Annotated in this window: 14 protein-coding genes and 2 pseudogenes; 5 read left to right on the top strand and 11 right to left on the bottom strand. The window is 30.4% G+C overall.

The genetic code is table 11. The features are described 5' to 3' along the window. Positions 1 to 237: 237 nt before the first annotated feature. From LMD38_RS28005 to LMD38_RS27990, 4 genes are all read right to left on the bottom strand, one after another. Positions 238 to 1173, bottom strand: coding sequence for a carbohydrate kinase family protein (locus tag LMD38_RS28005; RefSeq protein ID WP_046646349.1), 936 nt, complete (start codon positions 1171 to 1173; stop codon positions 238 to 240). Next, a complete protein-coding gene (locus tag LMD38_RS28000; protein WP_046646350.1) occupies positions 1170 to 2645 on the bottom strand; it encodes a glycoside hydrolase family 32 protein in 1476 nt (491 codons plus the stop codon). Before LMD38_RS28000 ends, LMD38_RS28005 begins: the two co-directional genes overlap by 4 nt. A gap of 20 nt (positions 2646 to 2665) precedes the next feature. After that, positions 2666 to 4042 (bottom strand): sucrose-specific PTS transporter subunit IIBC, encoded by a 1377-nt coding sequence (locus LMD38_RS27995; RefSeq protein WP_046646351.1) that lies wholly within the window; start codon positions 4040 to 4042, stop codon positions 2666 to 2668. 134 nt (positions 4043 to 4176) lie between these two features. Next, a complete protein-coding gene (locus LMD38_RS27990; RefSeq protein WP_046646353.1) occupies positions 4177 to 5163 on the bottom strand; it encodes a LacI family DNA-binding transcriptional regulator in 987 nt (328 codons plus the stop codon). Between the two features lie 1041 nt (positions 5164 to 6204). Between LMD38_RS27990 and xerS the strand changes: the two genes are divergently transcribed. After that, the gene (gene xerS, locus LMD38_RS27980; RefSeq protein ID WP_046646355.1) at positions 6205 to 7290 is read left to right on the top strand and encodes a tyrosine recombinase XerS; all 1086 of its coding nucleotides are present in this window, start codon (positions 6205 to 6207) and stop codon (positions 7288 to 7290) included. A 188-nt stretch (positions 7291 to 7478) separates the two neighbouring features. On the opposite strand, the gene LMD38_RS27975 is transcribed toward xerS, so the two are convergent. The 4 genes from LMD38_RS27975 to LMD38_RS27960 form a co-directional block, all read right to left on the bottom strand. Then, complete coding sequence (locus LMD38_RS27975; protein ID WP_046648674.1) at positions 7479 to 8921, bottom strand: hypothetical protein; 1443 nt, start codon at positions 8919 to 8921, stop codon at positions 7479 to 7481. A gap of 343 nt (positions 8922 to 9264) precedes the next feature. After that, positions 9265 to 9552: a hypothetical protein gene (locus LMD38_RS27970; RefSeq protein ID WP_046648672.1), complete on the bottom strand. Its 288-nt coding sequence runs from the start codon at positions 9550 to 9552 to the stop codon at positions 9265 to 9267. Between the two features lie 95 nt (positions 9553 to 9647). Continuing rightward, entirely contained in the window at positions 9648 to 9917 is a 270-nt protein-coding gene (locus LMD38_RS27965; protein ID WP_228920426.1) for a hypothetical protein, read from the bottom strand. A gap of 94 nt (positions 9918 to 10011) precedes the next feature. Beyond that, positions 10012 to 12015: a competence protein CoiA family protein gene (locus LMD38_RS27960; RefSeq protein ID WP_046648668.1), complete on the bottom strand. Its 2004-nt coding sequence runs from the start codon at positions 12013 to 12015 to the stop codon at positions 10012 to 10014. Between the two features lie 243 nt (positions 12016 to 12258). On the opposite strand from LMD38_RS27960, the gene LMD38_RS28760 reads away from it, so the two are divergent. Further along, complete coding sequence (locus LMD38_RS28760; RefSeq protein ID WP_061130459.1) at positions 12259 to 12561, top strand: hypothetical protein; 303 nt, start codon at positions 12259 to 12261, stop codon at positions 12559 to 12561. A 47-nt stretch (positions 12562 to 12608) separates the two neighbouring features. Continuing rightward, positions 12609 to 13170: pseudogene (locus LMD38_RS27955) on the top strand (tyrosine-type recombinase/integrase); the annotation flags it as partial. 267 nt (positions 13171 to 13437) lie between these two features. Here the strand turns inward: LMD38_RS27955 and LMD38_RS27950 are convergent. From LMD38_RS27950 to LMD38_RS27940, 3 genes and pseudogenes are all read right to left on the bottom strand, one after another. Next, a complete protein-coding gene (locus LMD38_RS27950; protein WP_046648666.1) occupies positions 13438 to 17529 on the bottom strand; it encodes an NACHT domain-containing protein in 4092 nt (1363 codons plus the stop codon). 53 nt (positions 17530 to 17582) lie between these two features. After that, positions 17583 to 17791 (bottom strand): annotated as a pseudogene (locus LMD38_RS27945) (transposase); the annotation flags it as partial. A 27-nt stretch (positions 17792 to 17818) separates the two neighbouring features. Continuing rightward, on the bottom strand, positions 17819 to 18268 hold the full coding sequence (locus LMD38_RS27940; protein WP_046648664.1) for a helix-turn-helix domain-containing protein: 450 nt from the start codon (positions 18266 to 18268) through the stop codon (positions 17819 to 17821). A 123-nt stretch (positions 18269 to 18391) separates the two neighbouring features. Here LMD38_RS27940 and LMD38_RS27935 point away from each other — a divergent pair, with 123 nt between their 5' ends. Both LMD38_RS27935 and LMD38_RS27930 read left to right on the top strand, forming a co-directional pair. Next, positions 18392 to 19486 carry a Rap family tetratricopeptide repeat protein gene (locus LMD38_RS27935; protein WP_046648662.1) on the top strand — a complete coding sequence of 365 codons (1095 nt, stop codon included), beginning with the start codon at positions 18392 to 18394 and terminating at the stop codon, positions 19484 to 19486. Further along, on the top strand, positions 19483 to 19614 hold the full coding sequence (locus LMD38_RS27930) for a Phr family secreted Rap phosphatase inhibitor (protein ID WP_086706967.1): 132 nt from the start codon (positions 19483 to 19485) through the stop codon (positions 19612 to 19614). Before LMD38_RS27935 ends, LMD38_RS27930 begins: the two co-directional genes overlap by 4 nt. Positions 19615 to 19687 lie beyond the last annotated feature (73 nt).

The raw sequence follows: 19687 nt of genomic DNA, 5'->3' as shown, positions 1-19687 counted from the left end.
TCTAAGAACAAAATTAAAAAACTTTATTATTTCTACACAAAAAAGATTCTTATACATTTGTAAGGTAAGAAAGTAGATTGTTTTGTTTTTATAAACGATTTACAACTTCAAGTAAAAGAGCCTTGCTACATACTATTGTACAAAGACTCTTTTATATTTACTCAAATCTACTCACACTTTAAATAAAATGGTTTAATTCAACTTTACTAAAGCTCTATTAGTAATAGATAAACAGTATTATTTTTCAATAATATCTTCTAACGTAGGTAATGATGGGATAGCACCATAATTCATACATGTAATTGCTCCCACTTTGTTTGCAAATTTAACAAAAGTGTGTATTTTTTCTGAGTTTACATCAAATATATTTTCTTCCTGCGCAAATTGATAGAGCATAGCTCCTACAAAAGCATCACCTGCACCTGTTGAATCTACTTGCTTTACAGTAATCGAAGGAATAAGTACTTCCCCTTCATTTGTTGCAATAAGTGTTCCTTGTTTTCCAAGCGTAATGGCAACAGCATTTGCACCTGTTGCAAGTAAAAATTTTGCAGCATTAATCATATTTGTTTCTTTTGAAAGCATTATCGCTTCCTCTTCACTTACTTTTACGAAATGAGCTTGCCCAATGAAAGATAAGCAATCCTTAGAAAATTGCTCCTTATCTGTAATGAGTGTATCACGATAGTTTGGATCAAATGAAATGAAGTGATTTTGATCTTTAGCGTATTGAAATAAATTAAAATATGTTTCTTTCAAGTTACCAGGTAATAAAGCTGTTGCAGAACCAAAATGAATAATATCATTCATTTTCATCTTAGAAAAATCAATTTGTTGAAAATGATATTCTCCATCTGCACCACGCATGAATGTAAAATCACGTTCCCCGTGTTGGTCAATGGAAACGAATGCTAATGTTGTTTGTTTTTCTTTTACAAGCATAGAAGTATCAACATTATTTTCTTGTAATGTTTTTTCAAGAAATGTCCCAAAAGAATCATTTCCAACTTGCCCCATAAAGGAAGCCTTACCACCTAATTTTGTAATTGCCGCCGCAACATTTGCTGGGGCACCTCCCGCTTTCTTTTCAAAATATATACCTTCACTTAAAGATTCATTGTTGCAACAAATAAAATCAATTAACAATTCTCCGATGCAAAAAACTTTCTTCATTCTAAACCTCTCCCAAGTTTGTATTGTGTAATTTGAAATTCCATCTTTTCATCTGCGAAAAGTGAGATGCCACTTTCTAAATCTTTACGAGGAAACACACGTGATGTAAAGACAGTGTCTCCATCACATAAGAAAACTTCAACAATACTTTGATCAACAAAAATCTGCATACTCATCGAATCTTGAATTTGAATTTGTTTGCAACGTGTATAACCGTACTCTCCACCAAAACGATGTTGAAAATTTCCACGTTCAACTGAAACAGTTCCCTTTTCACGATGAAAAGTAATAGGGAATGATTCTTCCTCATGATGAAATAACGAAATACCGAAGACATTAGCCTTTTCCACTTGTAGTTGTACTTCTAATTCGTAAGAGCGTTCTTTAAGGAGGTCTAATAATACACATGTTTCATTCTGCACACAACCTGATATAGACTTTGAAGATGTACGCAATTCTTTCAATTCAGAAACAGGTCGTTGCTTTAATATATTCCCTTCAAGAGTAAGCTCACGAGGAATAGTTAAACAATGTGCCCACATGAAATCATCTGAAGGGTATGATATTTCACTGGATCCCGCCCAGGCAAACATAATGCGTCTTCCATTGGAATCTTGTAATGTTTGCGGTGCATAAAAATCAAATCCTTTATCTAATTCATTATAAGACTCAATATGAAAATATAAATTCTCTAAATCTAGTGTTCCAACTGCATAAATGACATTATAAACATTTTGGTAACTATCCCCTTTTCCTTCAAGTCCTTGTGGGGAGAAAACCAAGATGTCTTTTCCATCTAAATGGAAAAAATCAGGACACTCCCACATGAAACCAAAATCCTTCAAGTTAGTTTGTAGTTCTCCATATAGTTCCCAACTAAACAAATTTTTTGAGTGATAAATGAGAAGTGTTCCTGTCTCATTACTCCGTTGTGCCCCAAGGAGCATATAATAGCACCCATTATGCTCCAAAATTTTAGGATCACGAACATGCCTAGTATATCCAGCTGGGACTCCTCGAATAATCGGATTATATGCTATTTTTTCTATTTCATATTTGTTATTCATAAGAGCCAGACATTGATTCGCATTACTGGAGCCATCGTCATATTTTACATTTCCGGTATAAAATAAATGAAGTATATCATTTTTCACAAAAGACCCACCAGAATAAGCACCATGTGATTCGTAATCTTCTGTTGGCGTAATGGCCACAGGCATACGCTCCCAATGAATGAGATCTTTCGACTTTACATGCCCCCAATGCTTCATTCCATGAATCGGAGCAAAAGGATACCACTGATAGAATATATGATATTCATCGTTATAATAAGATACACCGTTTGGATCATTCATTAATCCATATGGAGGATGAATGTGGTAGATTGGCTTCCAAGAGTCTTGGTTTGCAACTTTTTCAAGTGAAGTCAATTCACCTTCTTTTGCATCCTGTATTTTTCTATATTTACTCATCAGGTATTCACCTCAAAATATTAATTCTTTTCTTTATATAAAATAATTGTTGCTACAAAAGCTGTAATTACCGCAATCACAAAACCAATTATATAATGGACTGCATTCATTACCCCTAATGGAACTACAATCGTAAGCATTGGAATTCCTGTTAAACCGTAAGCATTTGCTGCAACATTCATAAACACAACATATGCTCCGCCTAAAGCTCCACCAATTCCCGCACCAATAAATGGTTTTCCTAATTTTAAATTCACACCAAAAATTGCCGGCTCTGTAACACCCAAAAATGCTGATATTGCAGACGGAATTGCAATTCCCTTTGTTTTGGTATTCTTTGTTTTAAAGTAAACAGCTAGGGCTGCTCCACCTTGTGCAACATTGGCCATTGACCATATCGGGAGTAAAAAATTCACACCAATTTCTTTATTTGCAAGCAATCCGGCTTCAATTGCGTGGAAACTATGGTGTAAACCTGTTAATACAATAGTTGAATATAAACCACCGAAGATAAAACCAGCTATTGGTCCTGCAACTTCGTATACAGTATTTAAAATGTAAGTAATTCCATCACCTATCTTATAACCCGCAGGACCAATAATAATGAGCGATAGAAAACCTGTAATCATAACTGTTAAAAAAGGTGTAATTAATAAGTCTAAAGTATTTGGTACATGTTTTCGTAATTGTTTCTCTATAACACTCATAACGTATACACATAATAAAACTGGAAGGACTGTACCTTGATAACCAATCATATCAATATCCATACCAAGAAAATGTAAAACTGTTGGCTTCGCATTTACAAGTGTCCAAGGGTTCGTTAATGCAGGATGAGTTAAAATCCCACCAATTACAGCTCCTAAGAAAATATTACTACCAAATTCCTTTGCAGCACTAACACCAAGTAAGATTGGTAAAATTATAAAAGTAGCACCTGAAAATATATCAAATAATTGAATCATAGCATGATCAGCCGGCACCACTTTAAACGCTTTCAACATTCCTAGTAGACCCATTAATAAACCGCTTGCTACAATTGCCGGGATGATTGGCACGAAGATATTAGATAAAACTTTTGCTAATCGAACAATTGGATTCATATTTTTCTTTACGACTCTTGTATCTGTTTGCGAATTGATTTGAGATGAGCCAATAAGATTTGCAAAAGGTTCATATACCTTGTTAACAAGTCCCGTTCCGAAAATAATTTGATACTGCTCACCTGTAGAGAATGCACCTTTTACCCCTTCAATGTTTTCGATTTCTGTTTGTATTACTTTTGAGTCATCCTTTAAAACGAGGCGGAGACGTGTTGCACAATGCGTTGCACTTACAATATTTTCTTTTCCGCCAATATGCTGTAATACACTGTTAGCAATTGCTTTCATATCCATCCGAAATCCTCCTAAATATTTATGGAACCGGTTCCGTAAATATTCAAAATAGGAGACAGGTTTTTAAATGTAAAAAAATCCTGTCTTAACCTTACCGGAATGGAACCGGTTCTACAATAGATTATAGAGCGCTTTCACACTTTGTCAACACTTTCTCGAATTTTCAATTCATATTTTGAACTGATTATTTTTGGTACTTCCTTGTTCTCAACTAATTGTATAATAGATGTCGCTGCAACAGTACCAGTGTAATGGTAATCAAACGAGACGGTTGTTAAACTAGGATGAATCATCTCTGAAATATCATATCCTCCAAAACCAGTAACTGATATATCTGCTGGTACAGAAAGCTTCCTTTCATGAATCACCTTAATTGCCCCAATTGCAATATTATCTGTTGCACAAACAATAATAGTTGGAAACTGATTATTTAAAATGTCTGATACTTGTTTCATAGCATCTTTCACTTGAAATGTTGTCTTATAGTATGTAACATTGCATGATGGGGCAAACTTTTGAACTGCTTTTTGAAAACCTTGTTTTCTTTTTATACCTACCGAAACATCTTCTTCCGTCACTCCTACATATGCAATATCACAATGTCCTTGGGATAAAATATAAGATCCCAATTCAAATGCTGCTTCAAAATCATTGTGAATCAAACAGTATTGATTTTCGTATTGCTGGCCAACAAACAAAATAGGAATTTGTAACTTACACAAAATTTTATTGTGCTGAGCAGTTAATTTTGTGGTTAATAAAATGATACCAGCTACTTTTTGCTTTACAAAGTTTTCAATTGCTTCTATCTCTATTTCTTGGCTTTGGCTTGCGTTTGCAACAAGCATTTGATAGCCATGTTCGCGAAGTGAGATATCGATTCCGATAAGTGTTTTTGTTGTTGCAAAAGAATCTAACCGAGGGACGATTACTCCAATTAAATTTGTGGTTTTCGCTTTTAAACTCCGTGCAAATGTATTGGGAGAAAAATTTGTTTCTTGAATAATCAATTCAATTTTTTGTTTTGTTTTTTCACTGACGTATCCACCGTTCAAATAACGGGATACAGTACTTTTTGCAACACCAGCTAATTTTGCAATATCTGATATATTATTTGCCATTATTCTCTCCTCACTATCATTATTGATAGATGTATAGAAATTTGTATACTATTTATTAATATTAACTTATAAATAATAAATTTTCATTTATTATTTGAGAACAACTATTTCAGTTAGTTTTTCTCTTTTTTATTTGATTTAATACTTAATACCTCTATACTTTTATTACATAATATTCTAAAGCCTGTTATAAGAACTTTTCTTGTCCCATACCAATATCCATGGCATTTTGCATTACTTCTTGTTTAAATTCATAATCTGTATGAAAAGTTTATGGCTCTACATTACTTTATAATATTTTGATATACTCCATCGCGACATAGTTGAAAGGAATTAAAATAATTTATTATATACTAAACTAAGTACTACTACTTCAATACATTGTTAAATGTTGGAGTAAATAGTTAACTTACAAGATAATCATAGCACTTGTTAAAATTTGGAGATTTTTAATTTCTCATTACTTAAAATCTAGGTATATATTCAATTACTGCTCATTATGCTGCAATGATGTTTCTACTATAAATATAATTTAAACTAATTACCTTTTTGAGACTAGATTTCAGTTTATCCCTTAATCTATCGAATACTATAATTCATGTTATGTTTACTAACTGATTGGATAATAGTGATCCCGCCACATGCCCATCAATTTAAGAAGAGTAAACACCCCTAAATTGAAAAAATAAGCTGACTTCTCAGAATAACTAACTATAGAGAAAGAAAATTTTCATTTAGAGGGTACTTCAAAACCTTAACTTAATAGTAATGTGATGCTACACCTAGTTGAGATAGAATATCAGCATCCAATAGTTCGTTAAAAGTGTATTTAACGAACAGTTTGATGGATTTCATAGAATTGAGTATAGTAGAGGTATCAATCATATATTGATACCTCTCTTCTTTTTCAAAGACTAGTATGGTATCCATATATGTAATCAAGCTATTTATTAAAATAGTATTCTAGCTCAAAAATTTGAATAGTTAGTTTAAGTATTAGTTTAAAAATTTATTTACATTATTTGATTTGAGGTGTACAACATGAGTAACCAAGAAAAAGAAAAGTTTAAAATCCTAATAGATAAACATAAAAGTAAAATGCCCTGGTATATCATAGAGTATGCAGAAATGAAAACAGCCCTCTCCCCCGCTACATTGTATGCTTACATTACTGAATTTGAAAAGTTTCTAAACTGGCTTATAAGTAATCGATTAGCCGTTGAAAACGGTAAGGTTGTCACTAATATATGTGATGTACCAATTTCAACACTAGAAAATCTACCATTAAATGAAGCTAGAACTTTTCAAAGATATCTCCAGGGAGAAGGTATTGAGACAAGAGCTATTAACAGAACTTTCTCTGCTTTAAAATCTCTATTCAAGTACTTAGCTCAAAACACAGAGAATGAACAAGGGGAAAATTACATCTCACGTAATGTAATGGAGAAAATTGAACTGCATAAGGAGAAAGTAGATGCAGCAGCAAGAGCAGATGACGTTGCAAACATGATATTTAATGAAAAAGATGATGTAGCTTTTCTCCAATTTCTAGCAAATGATTATGGTGAAATGTTGAAAGATATATCACCAAAAAAATATAACTTTTTTCAGCGTGATAAAGAAAGAGACATAGCCATTATAAGCCTTATTTTAGGCACTGGCCTTCGGGTTTCCGAGGTAGCTAGTCTTACTATCTCTAGTATAAACTTCCGTCAGGGTACCGTAAAAGTGACTCGTAAAGGTAATAAAAGATCTTCTATATTAGCCACTCGCTCTTGCTTAGATGATGTTCAAGAATATATAAAGGTCCGCCCTAGTAAATATAACTGTTCTCAAGATGAAGATTTACTTTTCGTAACAAACTATAAAGGGAAATATACGCAGCTAACTGTTAGAGCTATACAGAAGTTATGTGACAAATATTCAAGTGCATTTGATGAGAAGCGTAGCCCTCATAAACTACGACACACATATGCTACAAATCACTATAAAGAAAACAAGGACCTAGTATTATTACGTGATCAACTTGGCCATACTTCTGTAGAAGTTACTAGTATCTATACAAATATAAATAATAAGAAGAAACGTGAAGCTATTGATCGATTAGAAAAAAGACAGTTTGAATAATAAAGGAAAAGCATCCTATTTAGGATGCTTTTCCTTTATTATTCATTATACATATCACAGCTTTTAATCAATTAAAGCAAAATTCAGTTTTAAAATAAAATTTTTAATAGATTTTATTTATTTATTTATTTAAGTAATATATAAATTATCACTATTACTCTTGTTTATTATTTAACTACATGTCATTTTTATTCTTTGTTATCTATATCATTATCAGTTCTATCACGAATGCCTCTTAAATCTAAATAGGTATACGTTTTAGTATTTTCTTTTAAGAGATAATCTACATATTGTTCAATAGACGCTATCTTCCCTAATTCAAAAGCAACTCCTTTAAATTCTTCAAGAAATTTAGATAAATTCACTACAATAAATCTTTTTATTCTCTTATCAAATAAATCTAATTCATTTCTTTCAAAATGATCGTATGCATATCCATAATCTAAAAGTTCAGTTCCTATAACAGAATCCATTCTATTTAATTCATTAAGTACCATGTTCTGTTCATTTTCTGAATATAAATGTGATATTTTAAAAATATTTTGTAAGCTAGGAGCGATTGGTATCGCCTTTCTAAATAACAATGGCCCAAAATTTTTTAATAATATTCTGCTGTTTACTTTTAAATAGAATTCCAAATTTGAAAAAGGTTTGATTTTATAATTTACATATTCTTTCTCATATGCGATAACACTAATTCCTTGCTTTTCAAAAAGCCTATTAATTTTAGGGATTAATGATTCCAAAAAATTCGGTTCTAAAATTTTATGTACTATATCAGAAGTGACATAACCAGTTTTTTTTATATGCTTAATTGTTTCATAATCATTTTTTAATTGAAGCCATTTAACAATTTTACGTGTAACAACATAATCCTTTAGTTTGTTTTCCGTTTCATAATCCCTCATATTGCTCAAAAAAGAATCCCTTGACTTTAAAAGTTTAGAAATCTTTTTTATATCAGCTTTTCCAACCCGTCTTTTTAAATAGTTATTATATATCTCTTTTAATTCACTCCCAATATCAAGGTACTTATTCTCTAAAAATTCAGGAATTAAGACGTGATACTTTTCTAATTCAGATTCCCATGACGATACTATTTTTTCTATACCAGGAAATTTTAATGTTAAACTCTGAATACGAGATTGTCGGTGTGCACGTCTCATAACTTCTGCTTTAGTCAGACCAGAAGGATATTCTAATGAATGAAATGCTGTTATACATTTACTTCCCACATTCATTTTCATTCCATTAAATTGATTTTTGATATGAAAAATTAATTTATTTTTCTGCTTACACAATGTACATTTTTTCCTTTTTTTCTCATCTTCAATAATCTCATAAGGATTTACATCACCAATCCACTCATCTCTGCACTGATTTATAACATTTGCTAATGTATCATTAAATAAAATAATTTCATCCTTTGTAAAATAATTAAACCCTTTATCAATTTCATTGGACGGACTATCCAAATACGTATATGCTAATTTATACAGAGATTGAGCATTTTGCTTTGCATATTGACTATATATTAATAATGCACGATTATTTCTATTAATGAATAGATTTCTTGCATTTTTTGATAAAGTATAACCTTCTTGCAATGAAACAATTTTAGAATTTATCAAATAATCAAACCACCCTTTTTTTGTATTAATAACCTTAATTTTACCATAAAATCTAATTAATTTTCAAATAATCAGATTTTAGTTGCGTTGAATTTTTAAATTTCTTCAAATTAAACATTAATTCATAATTGGCTTGAAAATGTTTGTATAGGGTTCATTAATATCTTAAGAAGCATCTATAATGTAAAATAAAATACTAATTGAGTAATTAGAAAAAACATTTTACGTACTACGACACGTATGTTACAATATCCACTTCATCCTTAATTAACTAGGGCTTTCATCCATTTAAAAAACCATCGTAATGAAAAATACGATGGTTTTCTTTTATTTTTTATTAACCTTATTCTCCACTAACAAGTTGACTTTCATCAAAGGGATTCATTATCAATATGTATTTTTTATTACCCAATCTCAGATTCACCTTATAAGGTCTATTCAAATTAAACATGTATATCTCTGGTTCAAAGTCATGTTTAAATTTATAACGACGCGCCGCATTTTCAATCACTATATACACATACTCAGCAAAACTATCTGGTTCCATACAATCATCCCATATTTCTTTCCACTTCGTTTTATCGACAACTACTTTATTTTTAAAATCAAGAGATAGAGTACTATATCCCATTAAACTTCCACTTCCTTTTAATATCTTATCTGATTATATAAGACTAACTTATTGGCATTACTTATAAATTGATTCTTAAATTAAAGAAAAACCCTCTAGTAACGATATTTCAAATCTAATTTGTCATAGCTGTCATAATATGTTCTACCGAAAGCATAATCTTTTTTCGATCCCTTTTTAATAATATACCCGGTTTCTATAAATGGACTTCTCCTATTTTGACAATGAGTACTACGATGCCCGTCTCCTCGTCCATGAAGATGCCATGTCGCACAATAAGGGCACCAAACTGCAAGATTTCCACTTTCATCTCTTTCATAGGCTAATAATACAGGCAATGATCTTTCACTTTTATTTAATCTCATATGTATCCTCCTAAAAAACACGATTTTAAAATTATAATATAAAGAAATAAAGTTTAATGATATATATGTTATCTTCCAATTACAAAAATTTCTTTTATAATAACTTCAGCTGAATATAGCCATCGTCGTTATCTTTTAAGTTTTCTTTTTGCTCCTTGTTCTTGCTATTTTTCTTTTTTAATTCAGCTTCTATTTCTTTTTCTACATGGAGAATCTTGTCTTTCATAAACCACCGTGGTAGTCCTGAAGGAAAATACTTTCTTTCATAAGCAGTGCGTTCTTTTTTAGGAATACATTTGTATTCCTCCCAAAACCTATTTCTAAAATTATCGATTTCATTTTTTGTTAAAAGTGGTATATCATCATAATCTTTGTTTAAAAGTTCTTGTTTTCTATATAATTGCTCTTTCTGTAATTGAATGCGTTTTCGTTCTTCTTCCTCTTTCTTTATTTTTTCTTGACGGATACGTAGCTCTTCTTGCTCCCTTTGTATTTTTTCTTTTTTTTGCACTTTATCTAACTTTTGTCCATACTTAGTCAAAAGCTTTTGATAAAATATTTTTTCCTTAGTATTATTTGTTTCCTGTTCATAATGTTGCTGTAATTCCTCTACAAACTCATTTAAACTTCTACCCTCAATCCATTTTTTATAACTATTTTGTTCCTTATTAAAATACATTTCATAATCATTCTTATCACTTAAGAAACGTGTTGGAAATCCTTTAAATAAAGTTTTTACGACTATATACCACTTATGGCACTCTTCATTTAAATAGTTCAACCAAGAATACCACTTACCGATTGAAGATAAATGAAATTGAACCTTTTCTGCCTCCAAGCGGTCTACTAGCATATTAAATTCCTTTTTATATTGATTGTATAAGTCGTTCATATAATCCTTTGCCATTTGTTCAGCCAATGTTTCCTCTTGCCTTCTGCGCTCCTCTGCTTTTTGTTGCTCTATCTCTAGTAGTTTGTTAGTATAGGCTATTTTTATTTCTTCTCTTGTTTTTCTCGCTAATTCTATACTATTTAATGCTTCCTCTATCTGCCAGGCTTTATCAAACTCAATAGCAGCATCTACTAACTTCGTGGGATCAGAATCACTTCTATGAATTTGGCCTTTAAATTTTTCATTTAATTGAGTACTCTTTTTCAGCCTCGTATCATTTTCACTATTTGGTGCACGCAATAATTCTGTTTCTAATAATACTGGTACAATGTCAGACTCTGCTATTCGGTTAACCAGAAATATATCATCTTGTGTTGAATGTTCTCGGTTCTCTAATAATGCATCTACCCTTAACTTAGAACTTTCGGGAGTTCTTCGAATTAAAAATACATGTCCATTATGATCAACAGTTACAATAACATGGTATACATCCATCAAATAGTTAAATGCTTTATTATTTTCCCCTGTTACAAAGAAGTACTCCTCTTTTAATGGAGCAATATATGTATACTCATATGAATTTGTTTCTGGATTAAAACTACTAATTCTTGTGCCACTATAACTATCCGTGTATATTTTTTCACCATTTACTTCTTTTTCCTTAGGTGGAAAGAAACTATCTAGTATTAACACCCATGCAGTTGGTACATTTTCTTCAAAATATATATTTGTTCTCTTTGCAATATTACTAGTCCGAATATTTGACGCCTGTACCTCGATTGCCAGCTTCAGCTCTTCTTTTCCATCAATTGTTTGCAGTACTGCTACGTCGGCACGTGAAATGTCTTTATATCGTTTCTCTTCTTTTACGATGTAACCAGCCTTACTAAATAATTCATATAAGTATTTCTTAGTTCTAGCATGTGCCAGTGATTCAAATGAAAAACATTGTTCTTTATCTAAATGAAAAAAATATGGATTTTTATTAACGGCCTTAGATCCTTTATTAAACGACATGATGTCTTCGCATATAGGGCATATTGCCTGATATATAGCTTTTCTTCCTTTAATAAGCTTAGCTTCCTTTTCATTATCTATAATCATAGAATCTAACTCTATATAACTTTTCTCCTGAAATTCTATTAAGTTACCACTAGGAAATATTTTTTTCCAACCATCAAAATACTTAATGTAAGAATACTGCATTTAATATACACCCTTTCAAAGAGGAATATTATTACCATCCATTTAATTCATTATAATACTATTCACGCATTAAAATTTATGAATATATACATTTAATTATTAATAGAAATTCTATGCTTACTTATTTTTATCTTCTGATTCTTATTAATAAATAGTTTAAAATCAACTTCAGATTAACTTTATTTTGCTATGATGGTAATAATTAAATAGGGCTAGGTTACTTCTATGAGAGGGGGGAATTATTTGTACAGAAACTTGTTGAATTTTTCATTATATTGTATTCTAAGTCTTTTTATATATTTAATAATTTTTTTTATCGCTATAAAACCTGCTATTATTAATGCTACGTCCATAGATTATAATAGGGTGCAATTTGTTTGGCTGTTACTTCTACTCATTTTAATTTCGATGATATATGGATTAATAATAAAAATATTAATTCGTCATAATTCTAGATATTCTCATTCAATCAAAAATGAAAGTATTTTATTTATATTTAGTCATATTTTCACTGCTCTTATTCTCTTTTTTTTTATTTCTATTTAGGCTTTTAAACGAATAACAAGTAAGATATGGCTTATTTTATTTTTATAATTGATTACCGAGAAATATTGAAAAATATATCACCACAAAAATATAGTTTTTCCGGCGGGATAAGGAAAGAGATATAGCCATCATAAGCCTCATTTTAAACAATAGACTTCTGGTTTCCCATGTAGCTAGTCTTACTATTTCTAGTATAAACTTCGGTCAGGGAACCATAAAAGCGACTCGTAAAGGTAATAAAAGATAGCCACTCGTTCTTGCTTAGATGATGTTCAGGGGTATATTAGGATTCGTCCTGATAAATATAACTGCCCTCAAGATGAAGACTTACTTTTTGTAACAAATTATAAAGGGAAATATACGCAGTTAACTGTTAGAGCTATACAGAAGTTATTTGACAAATATTCAAGTGCATTTGATGAAAAACGTAGCCCTCATAAACGACAGCACACATATGCCACCAATCATTATAAGGAAAACAAAGACCTAGTATTACTTCGAGATCAACTTAGACATACTTCAGTCGAAGTTACTAGTATCTATACAAATATTAGTAATGAGAAGAAACGTGAAGCTATTGATTGTTTAGAAAAAAGGCAACTTGAATAATTTAGCATATAATTCCCGAGAATTACAGTCTAGTTCATCTATTCACTAAGCACCTGTTGTAGAACGAAAATTGAGCGATTTAAATTTAAAGAATTGAACAAACATACCCCCGTTCTATATATAGGACGGGGGTAAAAATATAGTTGCTTAATCTCGATGTGAAATTGAAGATTTTTTTATCCAATGAATTAATTCAAAGGTACTAATTCTAATCGCGTAATTTATATTGGATAAATTCTATTATTAATCCTTGTAATTTGCAGCGATTTAGAGAGTAGATTTAGTCTTCAGAAGAGCTTCTTCTAAATCTTTAATTATTTTCGAATGTAATAACATCCACTTTTCGGCAGTATCTGGTTGACCTCCAAAGCTTAAAAAGAAGTTGTTCACTGTTTCTACCACATTTAGATCATTAAGTTCCATATGAAGATAGTAATGTCTTAAACATCGAATCAGATTTAAGATTTCAAAAAGTGTACGATGTTCTTTATATATACGCCCATCGATATCTTTCTTTTGCTTTTGCTCTTTGTGAAGTGATTCAAAAAAGATTTGCTGCATATAATTGATAAAATTCTCGAATTCGCGGTTGCTTTTACTTAATTTAAGGGAAACTAAATAAGCAATATTCCCCATGTTCTTAGGATGTAACTTGAAAATATCTATAGCAGTCGTATTCTCCATAATATCAGTCTGAAGATTTATGCATGCTATTAGTTTATTTCGATATTCTTCATCCTCTGGGACAAAGAGGATTCGATTGACTGAGGTTAAAGTAGTGTAAATATCATTGCTCTTTTTGTAGTTTGATTTATAAAACTTCAACACATCATCGTGGATTACATGGAAATCGTTTAGTTCGATATCTTCTTTGTTTTGTTCAATAAATCCCAAAATCCCTTCAAGTACTTTTCCTAAGCTGCTTGCGTCTTTTACGGCTATATTTTTAAACGCAGATACTATTTCTTCTTGAAGTCGTTCAAATGGTTCTTGCTTAATTTCTTTTCTTACAACATCATTTAATAAAGTAAATAAGAGTTCCAATGCTTCTATATTCGATATCTTTTGAATTAACATTTGTGAAGTAAAAGAACCATATTTTTTTTGTTTTCGAATGTAATTAATGTAATACTCAATACCTTCTATATTTTGATAGTTTATTAAATGTGCAGCACTCTTTAAAGCTATATTGTCTTTTTTATTAAGACTTTCTATTAAAATATCTTGAGTTTTTTGAGGTTCGAGCTGACTTAAATAAGCGGCACATGTATCAAAAATCTTCTCGTCTTCAGTGGACACCATTAACTCTTTTAAGTATGAAATTTCTACACCTAGATAAATTAAAGTTTTTAGACATTCCAACTTATCACGATTAGAAAGATTACTGTTACTAAATAATTTTTTTATTATCTCTATTGAATCCCTTACCTTATACTCTTTACAAAAGCTTAAATGATTGTATAGTATTTGCTCCCTGATGTCTTTATTTATTAGGTTCCAAAGGATTCTTTCCTGCATTAAAGACAAACTAACATATTTTTCTATATATTTAATTCCCACATGATTGTTTTTAATAACATAATCAAATGATATCATATCCAACAATATGTTTTCCGGATATTGAAGGTTAAACAGTCTTTGGAAAAACCATAATGACACATATATTGAACCAAATGTTACACTATTTTCGTTGTAAGTAATTGCAGTATTAAAATCAACGTGTTTTATTTTGTCATAGCATATTTGTGAAATTTTCTCTCTTTGTTCTTTAGAAAATTCGATATTCGAATTATTCGTTTTTATTTTATACGCCTCATTCAGTGTGAATACATCATAATCTGGAATTAATGTTTCGAATTCATCAAATGTAATAGGTTTTATTTTCAATATTTCTCTTAAGCACCGCAACATAAAACTATTATATTTCTCATCACCTTTTAAATTATCCCACATTTTATCGATTTCCAAATCATCGAAACATAATGCTTCTTTTTCTTCACCTATGAATATGTTTTTAACTTCTGCTAAAAACTTTTCTTTTGAGAAAATAATTTCAATAAATTCCATTAGTTTATTGTTTTGTATTTCTTCATAATTTTTAGAAGTGGGCTCTTCGATATTAAGATCATGTACTAATTTTTCTACGAAATCCTCCTCTTGATGATACACACGCATTTCAAAAATTATTTTCATTATTTCATTTTCAGATATTACATCATCTTTTTTATCGGAAATAAGTCTTAGTATATTCTCCTCTGTCATCGATAAAGCAATTACTTTGTAATAATAACGATCTTTTTTAATTTCCGCACGATTGTAAAAACTATCGAACAGCTGATTTAAAGTACCTGAAGCTACAAAAAAATTGAAAATAGTATACATTGCTTTGTGCGGAGATATGATATCTGATTTCCTTAAAAGTTCCCGCATCTTATTCCAAACAACCGAAGATTCCTGATAAATTAATGCTTTACCTACTATGCTAGGTATTAAATCATCAATATGAATATCCCTTAGTATCTGGGTGTTTTCAATAAAATAATCCAGTAGTTTTATAATTGCATCTAGTGATTGCAGTTTTTCTATACAATCATAAATAGCATAGTTTGATAAATGAATGGTTGAATCAAGATTAAAGTGCATTAAAGGAATGTGTTCAATAATAAATTCAATATAATCATCCACTGTTGAATATTTAGTTAAGAATCTAAAAAAAGAACCAATTAAGCCTACATTTTCTTTTTCTTGAAGAATAGGTAATACAGCATTAACAAGTTCATTATCCACCTGGTACAAACTTGTTAAAGTTGATAAGCTAACTGCCCGCAATTCAGTATTAATATCTATGTTTAATACAAGATCAATGAGTTTGTTTTTTAAATCCATTTCTGCATATTCTTTGAAGTATCGAATTATATAAACAGCGTTGTATTTATCCATATTACTACTTGAACTTATGATTTTATCCTTTAAATAACTGTATGTTTCATTATTCATCGCTAATTTTGCTAAATCAAATGGATTATCTCCTAACCAAATATCACGGGAGGAGTATCTCTCATATAGAGTTTTAAAAATTTGATTACGTTGTTGCTTTGTTAATCTTCCAACTTCTAAATCTAAGAGCATTGAAGGATCTATAGTAATTAGATTTTCAATTAGATCTTGGCTATCTCTCAAATATAACAAAAAAGCTACAGTGTTTTTCCATGATGGCAGAATATTAAATTCAGGCAATCCATCTATAGTAATTAATTGTAAAATATCATCGAGGCTCTTATTTTTTAAAGCGTCTGCAGCAAGATACTCATTGTAATTATTATGAATAAACTGGAAACTAATATTATTATTATTAAATCTTTTTTTAATTATAGATAAATTTTTAATGACATGCCTAGTTTCTTTATTAGGGATAATTGTCATAAGCTGTTTATTTGTTAAGAAATTTGATTGGATGCTTTCCATAACTAATGCTATTTTTTGTAAATTGAAGTATACTTTTTCTAATTCATACGATTCCTTAAATAAGATATCTTCTTCTAATTCATTTAGTTTTTCATTGATTGAAGATTTTATAACTTCATTAATAATTTTCGCAGTATTTTTAGGGAGAGAATTATTTATTTTATAATAATCAATAATTGCATTTAGATTGAATGGATTTTTCATAAATTCCATATAATTAAATATTTTAGCATCCTGTAGAAGTGCATTATATTTCAAAGGTAATTTATTTTTTACAAATTGTTCAATATCACGGGAGGAAAAAGGTAATAGTTGAACCAATTCTGCATTATTAAAGTTATTTGAATAAGCATTTGAGCGAGATGCAATACAAAAGTGTGAATCACAAAACTTATCCCGAAAAGACTGCAATTTTTTTATAAGTAATGCCTTATTTTGGACTTGATCAAATTCATCAAATAGAAAAAGAAACTTTAAATCTTTAAATTTAGTAAAGTCTCCATATTCCTTTTCTAGTAACATTTGAATATCTTCATCTGCATACATATTTAATGAATAATATAAGGCAAGATAGTTGTTACTTGGATCGCGATTACTCATAATTTCATAAGCACTTCTTTTTAAAAATATACTCTTACCTTCACCTGCATCCCCAAGTAATACAATAAACTTATTACTTTTTACTAAATCTAATAAATTCGAATCTTTAGTATTTCTCATATAAAGTAAATCCATAGGGATTGAATCTTTAAATGCTTTACAACTAATAATATTTCTTTTGATTGATTCCCCTGTTTCCTTTGTTAAATCTATAACCTTTTTTCTTAAATCATCCAAATCATTCAGATCATCAGAAGCTCTTTTGGTAACCGAAACATCTTTTTCATTACGCATAGCTAATACCACCTTTTGTTAACTTATCCAACTCTATCAGAAAAATTATATCATATACTGTGTTCACGAATTTTAAACAATACCCAGCTTAAAACATCCGCGTGCTCCTGAGGTTTCAATCTACGGTTATGAACCTTAATCTTCTCTATATAAGCCTCTCTTAATCAATTTTATATGGTTTCACGCTGTTTTTGCTTAGGTGAGATCATTTCTTATTGGTTTGTAGTAATTGACTCTTAGAATTCCTTATGTGATTCTTCATTGATCGCTCCTCCTATTTTATTTTTATTTACTTCTTATCCGAACCGAAGACACAGCGCATTCCAAATCGAGGCACAGCATATGTAGTTCCAATTTTACGGATTGAGCCTTTTGGGAAATCATTTATTCTTTTACGTAATGTTGATGATTCAATTCCCCACTCTTCTATAGCACCTGTACTACTCATAATTTCGTTATCCAATAGATTAAGGTCTCCCCGTTCTACATCTTCAAAATTAAATCTATCCATCTCTAACTGCTGCAGCATGTCTCTTTCGTCCCCTTTTACAGCAAATAAATTATAATCCTCTCCCTGATGGACCTCTTCTAACACTTCTACGTTTAGATACTCATTGGCAGCTACCTCAATCGTACTATTCTCAGATATATAATAGTAGCTACCTTCTTTTACTTTGAATATAGCCTTATTCCATATACCATCTGCACCAGTACCTTCAAAAATCTGTTCCGCTTTTATTTGTTGATTGATTTTTCTGAATTTTGTTGAAAAATAAAAATAAAACAGTTAAATACAATGGGGATTTTGCTACAATGGTAATATATAACATCAGTAGACTTCTATAGGATGGGGGAATAAATAATGATTGTTTCAACTAAGGGAAACAATGAAATTACAAAGCTACTAAACGATTGGTATCTTGAAATCCGCTCAAGACGTATAGGTAATGCTCATCAATTAAAAGAAATAATTGATACTAAGATTCATAGTATTGAAGAGGATCAGAATTTATTGCTCTACTACTCACTACTAGATTTTAGATATCAATTTGTAATTGATAATTTAAGCGTTTCAAAAAGCAGTTTTGACAAAGTTGAGGCTTTTGATATGCCTACAGATAATTTCTTAGCTTATTATTATCACTTTTTCAAAGGAATTCATGCCTCTACTATTGGAGAATATCAAATCGCAAAAGAGAGTTATGAAAACGCAGAAAAACTTTTAGACTGCATTCCTGATGAATTGGAAAAAGCGGAATTTTATTATAAAGTTGGAGCTTTCCATTATGATATGTATCAAGGGCTCTTATCTTATAAAAAAGTATCAGAGGCAAGGGAAATCTTTGCTCAACATGCTGGGTATGAAATTAATGTCGCTTTTTGTGATAACCTTATAGGCCTAGCTTGTACTCATTTGAGAGAATGGGAACTCGCAGAAGAGTATTTTACGAAAGCAATGGATATGTTCCAAAAAATAGACGAAGAGCAATTTATTTTAATGGTGCGTCAAAATTTAGGGTTAATGTATGCTACTCAAAACCTCTCGTCATTAGCTATTAGATATCTTTCAGAAGTAAATCAAAAAATGCCTAACAATTATAAAGCACTATTTATTGAGGCAAGGGAACATATGAAAGAAGGAAATCACTCCGTTGCAAAAGATCTCATAGTAACAGGACATTCCATTTGTGAAGAGGTTGCAAATATAGAGTATCTGCACCATTTTAAAATATTAGATGCAATGAATGGAGATTTTCCTGCCGAAACACTTGAAAAGACAGTGTTAGAAGGCGTATCATATTTTAAAGAGCAAGAACTTTTCGAATACATTAAAGAGTATGAAGAATATCTTGCTACTGCATTTTATAAAGAAAATAACCATGTTAAAGCAAGTCATTATTTCTATTCATGTTCTCAAGCAGGAAAAAAAGCTTTTGAGAAGGAGGCATTAAAATGAAAAAGACAATGCTCGGTTTAGTTGGTGTAATTACTATTTTTACTTTAATGTTTGGTGCCCAATCCCCTACAGAAACACAGAAAGCTATTGATGTTATTCAATATGCACACGGAAATCATGGTGGTTAAAGTCTTAATTTAATTCATTTTTCATAACTCATGCATTATGAAAAGGGAAGAAATTTTTCTTCCCTTTTTTAGA

Origin of the sequence: Bacillus pacificus (assembly GCF_020861345.1) — a bacterium.
Taxonomy (GTDB): Bacteria; Bacillota; Bacilli; order Bacillales; family Bacillaceae_G; genus Bacillus_A; species Bacillus_A pacificus.
Note: the sequence above shows the minus strand (reverse complement) of the source record. Positions and strands in the feature narration are given on the sequence as shown.

Coding starts and splice junctions, on each gene's coding strand:
- LMD38_RS27935 (WP_046648662.1), top strand. CDS start 18,392: ATGATTGTTTCAACTAAGGGAAACAATGAAATTACAAAGCTACTAAAC.
- LMD38_RS27930 (WP_086706967.1), top strand. CDS start 19,483: ATGAAAAAGACAATGCTCGGTTTAGTTGGTGTAATTACTATTTTTACT.
- LMD38_RS27965 (WP_228920426.1), bottom strand. CDS start 9,917: ATGAGATTAAATAAAAGTGAAAGATCATTGCCTGTATTATTAGCCTAT.
- LMD38_RS27960 (WP_046648668.1), bottom strand. CDS start 12,015: ATGCAGTATTCTTACATTAAGTATTTTGATGGTTGGAAAAAAATATTT.
- LMD38_RS27950 (WP_046648666.1), bottom strand. CDS start 17,529: ATGCGTAATGAAAAAGATGTTTCGGTTACCAAAAGAGCTTCTGATGAT.
- LMD38_RS27995 (WP_046646351.1), bottom strand. CDS start 4,042: ATGGATATGAAAGCAATTGCTAACAGTGTATTACAGCATATTGGCGGA.
- LMD38_RS27990 (WP_046646353.1), bottom strand. CDS start 5,163: ATGGCAAATAATATATCAGATATTGCAAAATTAGCTGGTGTTGCAAAA.
- xerS (WP_046646355.1), top strand. CDS start 6,205: ATGAGTAACCAAGAAAAAGAAAAGTTTAAAATCCTAATAGATAAACAT.
- LMD38_RS27970 (WP_046648672.1), bottom strand. CDS start 9,552: ATGGGATATAGTACTCTATCTCTTGATTTTAAAAATAAAGTAGTTGTC.
- LMD38_RS28000 (WP_046646350.1), bottom strand. CDS start 2,645: ATGAGTAAATATAGAAAAATACAGGATGCAAAAGAAGGTGAATTGACT.
- LMD38_RS28005 (WP_046646349.1), bottom strand. CDS start 1,173: ATGAAGAAAGTTTTTTGCATCGGAGAATTGTTAATTGATTTTATTTGT.